Source organism: Comamonas sp. CMM03 (assembly GCF_019218715.1).
Taxonomy (GTDB): Bacteria; Pseudomonadota; Gammaproteobacteria; order Burkholderiales; family Burkholderiaceae_C; genus Comamonas; species Comamonas terrigena.
On the sequence record NZ_JAHUXB010000001.1, the window covers coordinates 956,305 to 969,978 of the forward strand.

The following is a 13,674-nucleotide window of genomic DNA, read 5'->3' on the forward strand; positions in this document are numbered from 1 at the left end:
ATGCAACACCTTCTTCCCGCGTACGCCGAGCTGCGCTGCATCTCCAATTTCACCTTTCTGCGGGGGGCCAGCCGCCCGGAGGAGCTGGTGGAGCGCGCCAAGGCGCTGGGCTACAGTGCCTTGGCCATCACCGACGAATGTTCCTTGGCGGGCATTGTGCGCGCCCATGTGGCCGCCAGGCAGCAGGGCCTGACCTTGCTGCTGGGCGCCCAGTTCTGCATCCAGCCACGCGATGCCGGCGAAGCACCTTTCACTTTGGTGGTACTGGCCCAGAATCTGAACGGCTACGGCAATCTGTGCCAGTTCATCACCAAGCTGCGGCGCGCTTCGGACAAAGGTACTTACCACCTGGACTTGGGCTGCATCACCGGCCAGGAGCTGCAGGACTGTCTGGTGCTGCTGTGCCCGGAGCGCAAGGCCACCGATGCGCAGCTGGAGGCCATGGGCCGCTGGACGCTGACCCACTTCACGGGCCGCTGCTGGATCGGCGTGGATCTGGTACGGCGCCTGGACGATGAGTTGTGGTTGTACCGCATGCGCGCGCTGTCGGCGCTGACCGCCGTGCCCCTGGTGGCCGTGGGCGACGTGCACATGCATGTGCGCTCGCGCAAACCGCTGCAGGACGTGCTGACTGCCACCCGCATGGGCAAGCCACTGACCGAATGCGGCTACGCCCTGCAGCGCAGCGCCGAGCGCCACCTGCGCAGCCGCCTGCGCCTGGCCCAGACCTTTCCTGCGGAGCTGCTGGCCCAGACCCTGGCCGTGGTGGCGCGCTGCAGCTTCAGCCTGAACGAACTCCAGTACCAGTACCCCGATGAGGTGGTGCCTGCAGGGCACACGGCGGCCAGCTACCTGCGCCAGGCAAGCTATGACGGCGCGCACCGGCGCTGGCCTGCGGGCATCCCCGAGAAAGTCCAACGCCAGATCGCGTACGAGCTGGATCTGATCTGCGAGCTGAAGTACGAGCAGTACTTTCTGACCGTCTACGACATTGTGGTCTTCGCGCGCTCGCGCGGCATTTTGTGCCAGGGCCGCGGTTCCGCTGCCAACAGCGCGGTGTGTTACTGCCTGGGCGTGACCGAGGTGGACCCGGACCGCACTGCCGTGCTGTTCGAGCGCTTTATCTCCAAGGAGCGCAACGAGCCCCCAGACATTGACATCGACTTCGAGCACCAGCGCCGCGAAGAGGTGATCCAGTACCTCTATGCGAAGTACGGCCGCGACCGCGCGGCTCTGGCTGCGGCCGTGATCTCCTACCGGCCGCGCTCGGCCATCCGGGATGTGGGCAAGGCCCTGGGCTTCGACCTCGCTGTGGTGGACGCCATCGCCAAGGGGCAGCAGTGGTTCGATGGGCGCAGCATCCGGCAGGAGCGTTTTGCAGAGCTGGGGCTGGATGCGGGCTCCCTGGCCGTGCAGCAGCTGACCACACTGACCGAGCAGTTGATCGGGTTCCCCCGCCACCTGTCCCAGCACACCGGCGGTTTTGTGCTCACGCGCGGCCTGCTGTGCCGCATGGTGCCTGTGGAGAACGCGTCCATGGACGACCGCACGGTCATCGAGTGGGACAAGGACGATCTGGACGCGGCAGGGCTGCTCAAAGTGGACGTGCTGGCCCTGGGCATGCTGTCGGCGATCCGCCGCGCCCTGGACTTCATCGGTCAGCGCCGAGGCTGCGCGTTCACGATGCAGGACATCCCGCCGGAGGATCCGGCCACCTACGACATGATCTGCCGCGCCGACACCATCGGTGTGTTCCAGATCGAAAGCAGGGCGCAGATGTCCATGCTGCCCCGGTTGCGCCCGCGCAAGTTCTACGACCTGGTGGTGGAAGTGGCGCTGGTGCGGCCGGGCCCCATCCAGGGCGGCATGGTCCACCCCTATCTGCGCCGGCGCCAGGGCAAGGACCCGGTGGTCTACCCGAGCGAGGCCTTGAAACAGGCACTGGGCCGTACGCTGGGGGTGCCGGTGTTCCAGGAACAGGTCATGCAGATCGCCATGCTGGCCGCCGGTTTCACCCCCGGCGAGGCTGATGGCCTGCGCCGGGCCATGGCGGCCTGGAAGCGCAAAGGGGGGCTGGAGAAGTACTACGACAGGATCGTGCAAGGGATGACCTCGCGCGGTTACGAACGCGACTTTGCCGAGTCCATCTTCGAGCAGATCAAGGGCTTTTCGGAATACGGCTTCCCGGAAAGTCACGCGGCCAGCTTTGCTCTGCTGGTCTATGCGTCCAGCTGGATCAAGCGCCACGAGCCTGCGGCCTTCCTGGCGGCGATTCTCAACAGCCAGCCGATGGGGTTTTATTCCGCCAGCCAATTGACGCAGGATGCGCGCCGCCACGGGGTCGAAGTACGGCCCGTGGATGTGATGCACAGCGATGTGGACTGCACGCTGGAAGAGACCGGCAAGCTGCAGCCGGCAGTCCGGCTGGGCCTGCGCATGGTCTCGGGCCTGGGCCGCAGCAGTGCCCGGCGCATCGAGGAGACCCGCCGCCAGGCTCCTTTCGGCAGCGCCGAAGCACTGGCCCGGCGCACGCGCCTGGATCAGCAGGAGATGAAGTCCCTGGCCGCAGCAGGGGCCCTGGCCAGCTTGTCGGGACACCGCCGCCAGCAGGTCTGGGAGGCCGCGGCCCTGCACGCCGCGCCTGAGCTGCTGGAAGAAGCTAGCTTCGATGAAGCCTTGCTGGCGCTGCCTGAAGCGCCCGAGGGTGAAGAAGTGGTCTGGGACTATGCCTCCACGGGCCTCACGCTGCGCAGCCATCCCATGCGGCTGCTGCGCCCCAAGCTCGACCGCTGGAAGGTCAAAACCTCGCAGGAGCTGCGCCGTCTATCCAACGGCCAGCGGGTTCGGACTGCCGGCATTGTGACTTTGCGGCAGCAGCCGGGGACCGCCAACGGGACCGTCTTTGTGTCGCTGGAGGACGAGCATGGCTGCACCCAGGTCATCGTCTGGCGCGACGTGCGCGACGCGTATCGGCAGGTGCTGGTGGGCTCACGCCTGCTGGCGGTGGAGGGTACATGGCAGCGCCAGGGACCGGTGTGCAATCTGATCGCCGAGCGCATGGCCGACTTGTCGCATTTGCTCGGCCGGCTGGCCACCGAGAGCCGGGATTTCAAATAAGGGAGGCCCCATGCACCCATATCGCCTGTTTGGCTGGGAAAAGGTTCAGGTCCCGATCCCTGGTCTGTTCACCCAACCCGCAAGCCTGAACCAGGGTGAAAAGCCGGAGTAGGTCACCTTCGTCCAGGCCTTGTCGTTGGAAAACGGTCCATTAAAGGCCAAGTACAAGACCTAATCCGCACGGCGCAGGGGCACGAATTTGGGTGGCAGCCGCCATGGGCCGCAACGATGCGGCCCACCGTGTGGAGAGGGCCATCGCCGCGCAAGCCACTTTCGCTTGTGCTGGAGAGCGAACCGTGCATTGCACGGCCTATTCCGTGCCGGTCGGCGTGGACCGGGGTTGGGCTCCCGCAGCACACCCATGGACAAGAAGGTACGTTGACTAGTTGCTACTGGCGCATGCCGATGGCCAGGCGGTTGAAGGCGCTCATCAGCGCAATCGCAAAGCTCAGGTCGGAAATTTCGGTATCGCTGAAGTGTGGCTGCAGCGATGCAAAGTCGGTGTCCGGTGCGTGGGTATGGGCCACATCGACCAGGGATTCCGTCCAGCCCAGTGCCGCGCGTTCCCGGGCATCGAACTGGGCGCTGACCCGCCAGCCGGCCAGGCTGTCGAGCTTGGCCTGTGCCATGCCTCCGGCGCGCAAGGCCTTGGCATGCATCTCCAGGCAGAAAGCACAGCCATTGATTTGGGACACGCGCAGATAGACCAGCTCGATCAAAGGCTTGCCCAGGCTGCTGTGGTCCAGTGCGGACTTGGTGGCCAGCAGACCCTGGTAGGCAGCAGGCGAGAGGGTGGAATAGGGCAGACGCAAAGTGCTCATGGAAGATGCTCCGAAAAAGAACCGTCAGGCGGCAAGATAAGAGGACTCTTGGCAATCTCCAGAATCTGCTGGATCTCTGGCGCCAAGATGGCATTTGCAGCTCCCACAAGAGGAGCCTTCAAGGAAATACGAAGCGATTGCGCACGGGGTGCAGGAGGGCGCATCACGGCTCGTCTTCGCGGAGAAGCTCCGGTAGAGCTGCCATCACGGATGGGATAGACCGCTGTCCCGGCCTTCAGCCCGGTGAGGGGCGGACAGGCGCTGTGGTGGAGCAGTAGCGCACGCTGCCTCTGCAGGCGCGGCGGAAAGCCTCGCTCGCGGGCGACAGGGACATTCTTGCCATCCTGAAGTGCGTACATGCACGGAACTGTACATGAATACAGTATTTTGTTAAAACGGCCATCTGCAGACATGGGACTGCAGGGGATATGCCGGTGCAGAGCAGCTTGCGGGAAAGCCCTAAGGTGGCGCCTGTCAACCGCCTCTATCGAGGTACTTCTTTCCTGTCCGGCGTGATCATTTCCTGGCGGGGATGTTGCATTGCAGAAAAGCGTTTCCGTAATGTGGAAAATGATGCTTGTTGCTTCGCAGCATTTTTTCTCAATATGAGAAAAAACATTTCACATACAGAAATGTAAAAATAAGTATTTGATTTTTAAAGAATATTTTTTCGTCTTATATAAGATAGAAGTGATTGTTGGGAGCCGTCGCTTTGCCTACAGTTGTCTCCAAGGCCGCACACCACGGCAAACCAGTTTCACTACCTTTCAAGGAGATCACGATGACCAAAGCGCTGAACACCCAACTGAGCCGCGAACAGCAAATCGCCGCCCTGGAAAAAGACTGGGCCACCAACCCCCGCTGGAAGGGCGTCAAGCGCGGTTACTCCGCGGCTGACGTGGTGCGCCTGCGTGGCAGCCTGCAGCCCGAGTACACCCTGGCCCAGCGTGGCGCCGAAGTGCTGTGGGAGAAGATCAACGGCAGCTCCAAGAAGGGCTACGTGAACGCTTTCGGCGCCATCTCTGCCGGCCAGGCCATGCAGCAAGCCAAGGCCGGTCTGGAAGCCGTGTACCTGTCGGGCTGGCAAGTCGCTGCCGACGGCAACACGTCCGAAACCATGTACCCCGACCAGTCGCTGTACGCCTATGACTCGGTGCCCACCATGGTGCGCCGCATCAACAACACCTTCAAGCGCGCTGACGAAATCCAGTGGGGCAAGGGTGTGAATCCCGGCGACAAGGAGTTCATCGACTACTTCCTGCCCATCGTGGCCGATGCGGAAGCCGGTTTCGGCGGCGTGCTGAACGCTTTCGAGCTGATGAAGAACATGATCCAGGCCGGCGCTGCTGGCGTGCACTTTGAAGACCAGCTGGCAGCCGTGAAGAAGTGCGGCCACATGGGCGGGAAGGTGCTGGTGCCCACCCGTGAAGCCTGCGAAAAGCTGATTTCCGCCCGCTTTGCTGCGGACGTGATGGGCGTGCCCACCATCGTGCTGGCCCGTACCGACGCCGAGGCGGCCAACCTGATCACCAGCAACCACGACGCCAACGATCAGCCTTTCCTGACCGGCGAGCGCACCCAGGAAGGCTTCTACCGTGTCAAGAACGGCCTGGAGCAATCCATCAGCCGCGGCGTGGCCTATGCTCCCTACGCCGATCTGGTGTGGTGCGAAACCGGCGTGCCCGACATCGGCTTTGCCCGTGAATTCGCACAGGCCGTGCACGCAGCCTGCCCCGGCAAGCTGCTGAGCTACAACTGCTCGCCTTCGTTCAACTGGAAGAAGAACCTCAACGACAGCCAGATCGCGTCCTTCCAGGAAGACCTGTCTGCACTGGGCTACAAGTTCCAGTTCATCACCCTGGCCGGCATCCACAGCAACTGGTACAACACCTTCAAGTTTGCCCACGCCTATGCACGTGGCGAAGGCATGAAGCACTACGTGGAAATGGTGCAGGAACCCGAATTCGCGGCACGCGAACTGGGCTACACCTTCGTGTCGCACCAGCAGGAAGTGGGCGCGGGTTACTTCGACGACGTGACCACCGTGATCCAGGGCGGATCTTCCAGCGTGAAGGCCCTGACCGGTTCCACCGAAGAAGAGCAGTTCCACTGATCTGCACGGCTCTGCTGGACCACTGACATGGCACAGTAGAACGGACGGAAGCTTGTTGTCTGGGGCCTGTGCGGCAGCCTAAAAACCGTCGCCAGGACACCCATTTCGGCCCGAAGCGCTGCTGCTTCGGGCTTTTTTGTGCATACGGCGTTAAAATGGTTGCCAGTATCCATTCACAAGAGCGAGAAAGGCAGTCTGGTTATGACACCGCGAACGAGTACCTTGCAAAGGTTGTGCAGCCGCTGAGGCTGCGAGTTCGCGCCTGCCCGGAGTCTTTTCTCCCTCTTATCCAAAGCGCGGACCTGTTCCGCGCTTTTTGCTTTTCAAAGCACTGGCCGCGGCCCCGTATCCCACATTAGGTTTCCAAGGATTTCCATGCTGAAAATTACGCTTCCCGACGGTTCGCAACGTGAATTCGACGGCCCGGTCACTGTCATGCAGGTGGCCCAGTCCATCGGCGCCGGTCTGGCCAAGAACACGGTGGCCGGCCGCGTCAACGGCCGTCTGGTCGACGCCTGCGATCTGATCAGCGAAGACGCCAAGCTGCAGATCATCACGCCCAAGGACGACGAAGGCGTGGAGATCATTCGCCACTCCACCGCCCACTTGGTCGGTCACGCCGTCAAGCAGCTGTATCCCTCGGCCAAGATGGTGATCGGTCCGGTGATCGAGGAGGGCTTTTACTACGACATCTCCTACGAGCGCCCGTTCACGCCCGAAGACATGGCCGCCATCGAAGCGCGCATGAAGGAGCTGATTGCGCAGGATTACGACGTCGTCAAGAAGATGACTCCGCGTGCCGAAGTCATCAAGGTGTTCCAGGAACGCGGCGAAGACTACAAGCTGCGCCTGGTCGAAGACATGCCCAATGAAACCGCCATGGGCCTGTACTACCACCAGGAATACGTCGACATGTGCCGTGGCCCCCACGTGCCCAATACCCGCTTCCTGAAGGTCTTCAAGCTGACCAAGCTGGCTGGCGCCTACTGGCGCGGCGACGCCAAGAACGAGCAACTGCAGCGCGTGTATGGCACGGCCTGGGCGGACAAGAAGGATCTGCAGGCCTACATCACCCGCATCGAAGAAGCCGAGAAGCGCGACCACCGTCGCCTGGGCCGCGAGCTGGACCTGTTCCACATCGACGAATGCTCGCCCGGCACCGTGTTCTGGCACCCCAAGGGCTGGCGCGTGTGGCAGGAGGTGGAGCAGTACATGCGCCGCGTCTACCGTGAAAACGGCTACGAAGAAGTGAAGGCCCCCCAGATTCTGGACAAGACCCTGTGGGAAAAAACCGGTCACTGGGACAAGTACCGCGACAACATGTTCATCACGGAGTCGGAAAAGCGCGACTACGCGCTGAAGCCCATGAACTGCCCGGGCCACATCCTGATCTTCAAGCAAGGCATCAAGAGCTACCGCGACCTGCCGCTGCGCTACGGTGAATTCGGTCAGTGCCACCGCAACGAACCCACGGGCGGTCTGCACGGCATCATGCGCGTGCGCGGCTTCACCCAGGACGATGGCCACATCTTCTGTACCGAAGACCAGATCCAGAAGGAAGTGCTTGACTTCACGCAGCTGCTGCAAAAGGTCTACGCCGACTTCGGTTTCACCGACATCATCTACAAGGTCGCGACCCGTCCGGAAGCGCGGATTGGCTCGGACGAAGTCTGGGACAAGGCGGAAAAAGCGCTGTTCGACTCGCTCAAGGCTTCGGGTTGCGAGTATCAGATCGCGGTGGGCGACGGCGCCTTCTACGGCCCCAAGATCGAATACACACTCAAGGATGCCCTGGGTCGCCAGTGGCAGTGCGGCACCATCCAGGTGGACTTCTCCATGCCCGTGCGCCTGGATGCCGAGTACGTGGGTGAAGATGGCAACCGTCACCGCCCCGTGATGCTGCACCGTGCAATCGTCGGTTCGCTGGAGCGTTTCATCGGCATTTTGATCGAACAATTCGCCGGTGCGCTGCCGGTTTGGCTGGCGCCCGTGGGAGTGGCCGTGCTCAACATCACCGACTCCCAGGCCGACTACGTGCAAGACGTTGTGGCAAAGCTGCAAAAAGCATTGCCGAATCAAAGTCTTAAGATTGTGTCTGACCTGCGCAATGAAAAGATCACGTATAAAATACGCGAGCATTCGTTGCAAAAGCTGCCTTACATCCTTGTCGCCGGCGACAAGGAGAAGGCCGCAGGAACTGTCGCAGTGCGCGCCCGGGGCAATAAGGACCTGGGTGTGATGTCCGTCGACGCCTTCATTGAACTGTTGGCCAACGACATCGCTTCCAAAGCCTGATTGAGCATCAATTTGTGCTTTGGACTGCGTCAATTGCGCGCAAGCAGCTACGCTTTTCGTAGCGTTTTGAAATTAGGGTGAAAGCCATAGCTACTGAATTTCGTGATCGTCGCCACCGCGAGGAACGCAAACACCGTCTCAACCGTGAAATCCAGGCGCCTGAAGTGCGTCTGTCCGGTCCTGATAACGAACCCATCGGGGTTGTGAGCCTGGCGGAAGCGCTGCGCATGGCTGGCGACTTGGACGTGGATCTGGTGGAGATCGCCTCCACTGCGAACCCGCCTGTCTGCCGCCTGGTGGACTACGGTAAGTTCAAGTACCAAGAGCAAAAGCGCGCGGCCGAGGCCAAGGCGAAGCAAACCGTCATCGAAATCAAGGAAGTCAAATTCCGTCCTGGTACCGATGATGGCGACTACAACATCAAGTTGCGCAATATCCGCCGCTTCCTGGCCGAGGGCGACAAGTGCAAGATCACGCTGCGTTTCCGCGGTCGTGAAATCACGCACCAGCAACTGGGCCTGGATCTGCTGAACCGTCTGCGTGACGATCTGGCCGACACCATCCAGGTGGAGCAGTTCCCCAAGCTGGAAGGCCGCCAGATGATCATGATGATCGCTCCGGCGCGCAACAAAAAGCCCGCTCCAGTGGCCAAGCCCGCTGCAGCACCGGCAGAAGAAGCAGGCAAGACTGCCGCCTGATTCATAGGCATTTGCCGCGAATCGGGTTAGAATATGCGATTGGCGCCTTCGGGCGCCAATCGCATCGTGCTTTCTCAGGGAGGCACGGCCCCAGTCACATGGGGCAAACAAGTGTCTCGGTGTGCCTACAAGTGCCGCGTATTGGTTGCGCAGCCGCCTCACGAGCACAAATAACAGGAGCATTCACATGCCCAAAATGAAAACCAAGAGCAGCGCGAAGAAGCGTTTTCGCGTTCGTCCCGGTGGTACCGTCAAGCGCGGTCAAGCCTTCAAGCGTCACATCTTGACCAAGAAGACCACGAAGAATAAGCGCCACCTGCGTGGCATTACCTCCGTGCATGAAGGCGACATGGGCTCCATCGCAAAGATGTTGCCTGGCGCTGGTCTGTAATTCACTGACGAACTAGGAGAAAATACATGCCTCGCGTCAAACGTGGTGTAACGGCCCGTGCCCGTCACAAAAAAGTTCTGACCCTTGCTAAGGGTTTCCGCGGTCGCCGCGGTAATGTCTTCCGCGTCGCCAAGCAGGCGGTGATGAAGGCCGGTCAATACGCTTACCGTGACCGTCGTAACAAGAAGCGCGTGTTCCGTCAGCTGTGGATCGCCCGTATCAACGCCGCTGCACGTGAACTGGGTCTGACCTACAGCCAATTCGCCAACGGCCTGAAGAAGGCTGCCATCGAAATCGACCGCAAGATGCTGGCCGATATCGCTGTGCACGACAAGGCTGCTTTCAGCGCCATCGTGAACCAAGTCAAGGCCAAGCTGGCTGCTTGAGATCACGGTCAGTAGTTGCTACTCACGTAGTAGCTGCTGATGCACAAACAGCAAGGGCTAGGGCTTGAAAAGGCACTAGCCCTTGTTTTTTTATCGCCGGGCTTTGGCATGTGGCGCGCTCCGTGGGAGCGGTGCGGCAGGGCAGGGCTTGCAGGTTTTTCAAACGTCGATAAAGAGTCGATATGAACGAGTTGGATTCTCTGGTCGAGAGCGCGCAGCAGCTGTTTGCGCAGGCCCATACCCCCGCTGATCTGGAAAACGCCAAGGCGCAGTTTCTGGGCAAGTCGGGCAAGATGACCGAGCTCATGAAGGGCATGGCGCAGCTTTCCGTCGAAGAGAAAAAATCGCGCGGCGCTGCCATCAATGTGGCCAAGCAGGCGATCGAAGCGGCCCTGACCGCGCGCCGCAAGGCCCTGGCCGATGCCGAGCTGGAAGCACACCTGAAGGCCGAAGTGCTGGATGTGACCCTGCCTGGCCGCCGCCGTGGCGCAGGAGGGCTGCACCCTGTCTCCATCACCCTGGAGCGCATCGAGGGCATTTTTGGCTCCATGGGCTTTGACGTGGCCCAGGGCCCCGAGATCGAATCCGACTGGTTCAATTTCACGGCGCTGAACACGCCCGAAGACCATCCCGCGCGCTCCATGCATGACACCTTCTATGTGGAAGGCGGCACGCAACACGCACCCAACTTGCTGCGCACGCACACCAGCCCCATGCAGGTGCGCCATGCCGTGCAGCATGTGAAGAAATACCGCAATCAGCTGGATGCCGGCCAGACCATGCCCGAGATCCGCGTGATTGCCCCCGGCCGCACCTACCGTGTGGACTCGGACGCCACCCACTCGCCCATGTTCCACCAGTGCGAAGGCCTGTGGATTGGCGAGAACGTGAGCTTCAAGGACCTGAAGGTCGTGTTCACGGACTTCTGCAAGACCTTCTTTGAGCAGGATGATCTGGTGCTGCGTTTCCGCCCCAGCTTCTTCCCATTCACCGAGCCTTCGGCTGAAATCGACATCCAGTTCCAGAGCGGCCCGCTGGCCGGTAAATGGCTGGAAGTGGCGGGCTCCGGCCAGGTGCACCCCAACGTGGTGCGCAACATGGGCCTGGATCCCGAAAAGTACATCGGCTTTGCCTTTGGCATGGGCCCCGACCGCCTGACCATGCTGCGTTACGGCGTGAACGACCTGCGCCTGTTCTTCGACGGCGACATCCGTTTCCTGTCGCAGTTTCAGTAATTGAAGAAGCGGGCTGCCAGCGCTGTGGTTGCAGGCACTTCAGATGGTTTTGCCGAAGTCCTTGTGAATCCCGTGCCGCAGCTTCTTTTGAAAGTACGCATGCCCAGCCAGCTGCAGACCGCTACTGTGCAGCCGGCATGAACGCCAAAGAGTCTGACTATGCAATTTCCTGAATCCTGGTTGCGCGAGTACTGCAACCCCAACCTGACCACCCAGCAACTGGCCGACACCCTGACCATGGCCGGTCTGGAAGTGGAAGAGCTGGATCCTGTGGCGCCTCCTTTCACCGGCATTGTTGTCGGTGAAATCAAGGAAGCCGTGCAGCATCCCGATGCCGACCGCCTGCGCATCTGCCAGGTGGACGTGGGTGGCCCCGAGCTGCTGAACATCGTCTGCGGTGCGCCCAATGCGCGCGTGGGCATCCGCATTCCCTGCGCCACTGTGGGCGCCGAGCTGCCGCCGGGTGAAGACGGCAAGCCTTTCAAGATCAAGATCGGCAAGCTGCGCGGCGTGCAGAGCTTTGGCATGCTGTGCTCGGCCAAGGAGCTGGGCATTGACGAAGATGCCAGCGGCTTGCTGGAGTTTCCGTCCGATGCGCCCCTGGGCCAGGATGTGCGCGAGTACCTGAACCTGGACGACACGCTGTTCACGCTGAAGCTCACGCCCAATCTGGCGCACTGCCTGTCGGTATACGGCGTGGCCCGCGAGCTGTCGGCATTGACCGGTGCAGCTTTGAAGCCACTGTCTTTCCCCGCTGCAGCCGTGGCGTCGCAAGACAAGCTGCCCGTCAAGATTGAAGCGACCGACCTGTGCGGCCGTTTCTCGGGCCGTATCGTGCGCAACGTCAACACCCAGGTGAAGACGCCCCAGTGGATGCTGGACCGTCTGGCACGCTGCGGCCAGCGCTCGGTCTCGCCCCTGGTGGACATCTCCAACTATGTGATGTTCGAGCTGGGCCGTCCGTCCCACATTTTCGACCTGGACAAGATCAGCGGTGGTCTGAACGTGCGCTGGGGCAAGCAAGGCGAATCGCTCAAGCTGCTCAACGGCAACACCATCCAGATCGACGACTTCATCCAGGTGGGCGTGATTGCCGACGACAAGGAAGTGGAGTCGCTGGCCGGCATCATGGGTGGCGATGCCACTGCCGTATCGGACGACACGAAGAACATCTACATCGAAGCTGCGTTCTGGTTCCCCAAGGCCGTGGCCGGGCGCTCGCGCCACTTCAATTTCTCGACCGACGCGGGCCACCGTTTCGAGCGCGGCGTGGACCCCGAGTTCACCACCGAGCATATCGAGCGCATCACCGCGCTGGTGCTGGAAATCTGCGGTACGCCTGACACGCAGGTGGCGGCCATGGACGACCAAAAGCCCAACATGCCCCAGCCCAAGCCCGTGCAACTGCGCGTGGCCCGTGCGGCCAAGGTGATCGGCATGGCCGTGACCCAGCAGCAGTGCCTGGATGCACTGAACGGCCTGGGCCTGCCCGCCACGCTGGCATCCGAGGGGGTGATCTCGGTCACGGCGCCGACCTTCCGCTTCGACATCAATCTGGAAGAGGACCTGATCGAAGAAGTGGCCCGCATGATCGGCTACGAGAATCTGCCGACCACCAAGCCTCTGGCCCCCATCTCGCCCAAGTTGCGCGCTGAAAACCAGCGCAGCCCGTTCGGTGTGCGTCATGAACTGGCTGGCCTGGGCTACCAGGAGACCATCAACTTCAGCTTTGTCGAAGAAAAGTGGGAGCAGGAGCTGGCGGGCAACCACCATGCCATCAAGCTGCTCAACCCTATTGCCAGCCATTTGAGCGTGATGCGTTCGTCGCTGCTGGGTTCGCTGCTGCAGGTGCTGAAGTTCAACGTGGACCGCAAGGCCCAGCGCGTGCGCGTGTTCGAACTGGGTCGCGTGTTCTTCAAGGATGAATCCGTGGTCGAGTCCGACACCACCGTCAAGGGCTTCTACCAGCCCATGCGTGTGGCGGGGCTGGCCTATGGTGCCGCCGACCAGCTGCAATGGGGCAGGGCCGAGACCAAGGTTGACTTCTACGATGTCAAGGGCGATGTCGAAGCGCTGCTGGCTCCGGCCAAGCCGGTGTTCGAGCCTGCAGAACATCCCGCCATGCACCCTGGCCGTTGCGCCCGCGTGCTGCTGGATGGCAAGGTCATCGGCTTTGTCGGCGAGCTGCACCCCAAATGGCGCCAGGAATGGGATCTGGCCCAGGCTCCGGTGATGTTCGAGCTGGAACTGGATGCCGTGCTGGCCCGCCAGGTGCCGGTGTTCAAGCCAGTGGCCAAGCACCAGGCGGTGGAGCGCGACATTGCCGTGGTGGTCAAGGAGGCGGTAACCCATGCCCAGGTGATGGAAGCGGTGCAGCAAGGGGTGCAGGGCGGTATCCTGCGTTCGGCCGCGCTGTTTGACGTCTTCCGCCCCAAGAAGCTCAAGGCCGGCGAAGAAGCTGCGCCGGGCAGCCTGGCCCAGGACGAAAAGAGCCTGGCCATCCGCCTGACGCTGGGCCGCGACGAGGCAGCGCTGACGGATGTCGAAATCGACGCCGCCATGCAGGGCGCGATTGCATCGCTGGTGGAGCGTGTGGCTGCACGCCTGCGCGGCTGATG

9 protein-coding genes are annotated in these 13,674 nt (G+C 61.6%); 8 read left to right on the forward strand and 1 reads right to left on the reverse strand.

Going from position 1 to position 13,674, the window contains the following annotated elements:
- The gene (locus tag KW830_RS04280; protein ID WP_218332248.1) at positions 1–3,117 is read left to right on the forward strand and encodes an error-prone DNA polymerase; all 3,117 of its coding nucleotides are present in this window, start codon (positions 1–3) and stop codon (positions 3,115–3,117) included.
- A 389-nt stretch (positions 3,118–3,506) separates the two neighbouring features.
- On the opposite strand, the gene KW830_RS04285 is transcribed toward KW830_RS04280, so the two are convergent.
- Positions 3,507–3,938: a carboxymuconolactone decarboxylase family protein gene (locus KW830_RS04285; RefSeq protein ID WP_066531857.1), complete on the reverse strand. Its 432-nt coding sequence runs from the start codon at positions 3,936–3,938 to the stop codon at positions 3,507–3,509.
- A gap of 781 nt (positions 3,939–4,719) precedes the next feature.
- Here KW830_RS04285 and aceA point away from each other — a divergent pair.
- The 7 genes from aceA (at position 4,720) to pheT (ending at position 13,672) form a co-directional block, all read left to right on the forward strand.
- Positions 4,720–6,051, forward strand: a complete 1,332-nt coding sequence (gene aceA / locus KW830_RS04290) for an isocitrate lyase (RefSeq protein ID WP_066531856.1) — start codon at positions 4,720–4,722, stop codon at positions 6,049–6,051.
- A gap of 375 nt (positions 6,052–6,426) precedes the next feature.
- Positions 6,427–8,346 carry a threonine--tRNA ligase gene (thrS, locus tag KW830_RS04295; RefSeq protein ID WP_218332249.1) on the forward strand — a complete coding sequence of 640 codons (1,920 nt, stop codon included), beginning with the start codon at positions 6,427–6,429 and terminating at the stop codon, positions 8,344–8,346.
- Positions 8,347–8,423: 77 nt separating this feature from the next.
- Complete coding sequence (infC, locus tag KW830_RS04300) at positions 8,424–9,044, forward strand: translation initiation factor IF-3 (protein ID WP_083520170.1); 621 nt, start codon at positions 8,424–8,426, stop codon at positions 9,042–9,044.
- Positions 9,045–9,231: 187 nt separating this feature from the next.
- Positions 9,232–9,435 carry a 50S ribosomal protein L35 gene (gene rpmI / locus KW830_RS04305; RefSeq protein ID WP_066531848.1) on the forward strand — a complete coding sequence of 68 codons (204 nt, stop codon included), beginning with the start codon at positions 9,232–9,234 and terminating at the stop codon, positions 9,433–9,435.
- Positions 9,436–9,461: 26 nt separating this feature from the next.
- On the forward strand, positions 9,462–9,821 hold the full coding sequence (rplT, locus tag KW830_RS04310) for a 50S ribosomal protein L20 (RefSeq protein ID WP_066531841.1): 360 nt from the start codon (positions 9,462–9,464) through the stop codon (positions 9,819–9,821).
- Between the two features lie 182 nt (positions 9,822–10,003).
- Complete coding sequence (pheS, locus tag KW830_RS04315) at positions 10,004–11,056, forward strand: phenylalanine--tRNA ligase subunit alpha (protein WP_218332250.1); 1,053 nt, start codon at positions 10,004–10,006, stop codon at positions 11,054–11,056.
- Between the two features lie 159 nt (positions 11,057–11,215).
- Complete coding sequence (gene pheT / locus KW830_RS04320; protein ID WP_218332251.1) at positions 11,216–13,672, forward strand: phenylalanine--tRNA ligase subunit beta; 2,457 nt, start codon at positions 11,216–11,218, stop codon at positions 13,670–13,672.
- Positions 13,673–13,674: the final 2 nt, after the last annotated feature.

Excerpts from the sequence above, each read along its gene's own strand:
- KW830_RS04280 (WP_218332248.1), top strand. The coding sequence starts at position 1 with ATGCAACACCTTCTTCCCGCGTACGCCGAGCTGCGCTGCATCTCCAAT.
- KW830_RS04285 (WP_066531857.1), bottom strand. The coding sequence starts at position 3,938 with ATGAGCACTTTGCGTCTGCCCTATTCCACCCTCTCGCCTGCTGCCTAC.
- aceA (WP_066531856.1), top strand. The coding sequence starts at position 4,720 with ATGACCAAAGCGCTGAACACCCAACTGAGCCGCGAACAGCAAATCGCC.
- thrS (WP_218332249.1), top strand. The coding sequence starts at position 6,427 with ATGCTGAAAATTACGCTTCCCGACGGTTCGCAACGTGAATTCGACGGC.
- rpmI (WP_066531848.1), top strand. The coding sequence starts at position 9,232 with ATGCCCAAAATGAAAACCAAGAGCAGCGCGAAGAAGCGTTTTCGCGTT.
- rplT (WP_066531841.1), top strand. The coding sequence starts at position 9,462 with ATGCCTCGCGTCAAACGTGGTGTAACGGCCCGTGCCCGTCACAAAAAA.
- pheS (WP_218332250.1), top strand. The coding sequence starts at position 10,004 with ATGAACGAGTTGGATTCTCTGGTCGAGAGCGCGCAGCAGCTGTTTGCG.
- pheT (WP_218332251.1), top strand. The coding sequence starts at position 11,216 with ATGCAATTTCCTGAATCCTGGTTGCGCGAGTACTGCAACCCCAACCTG.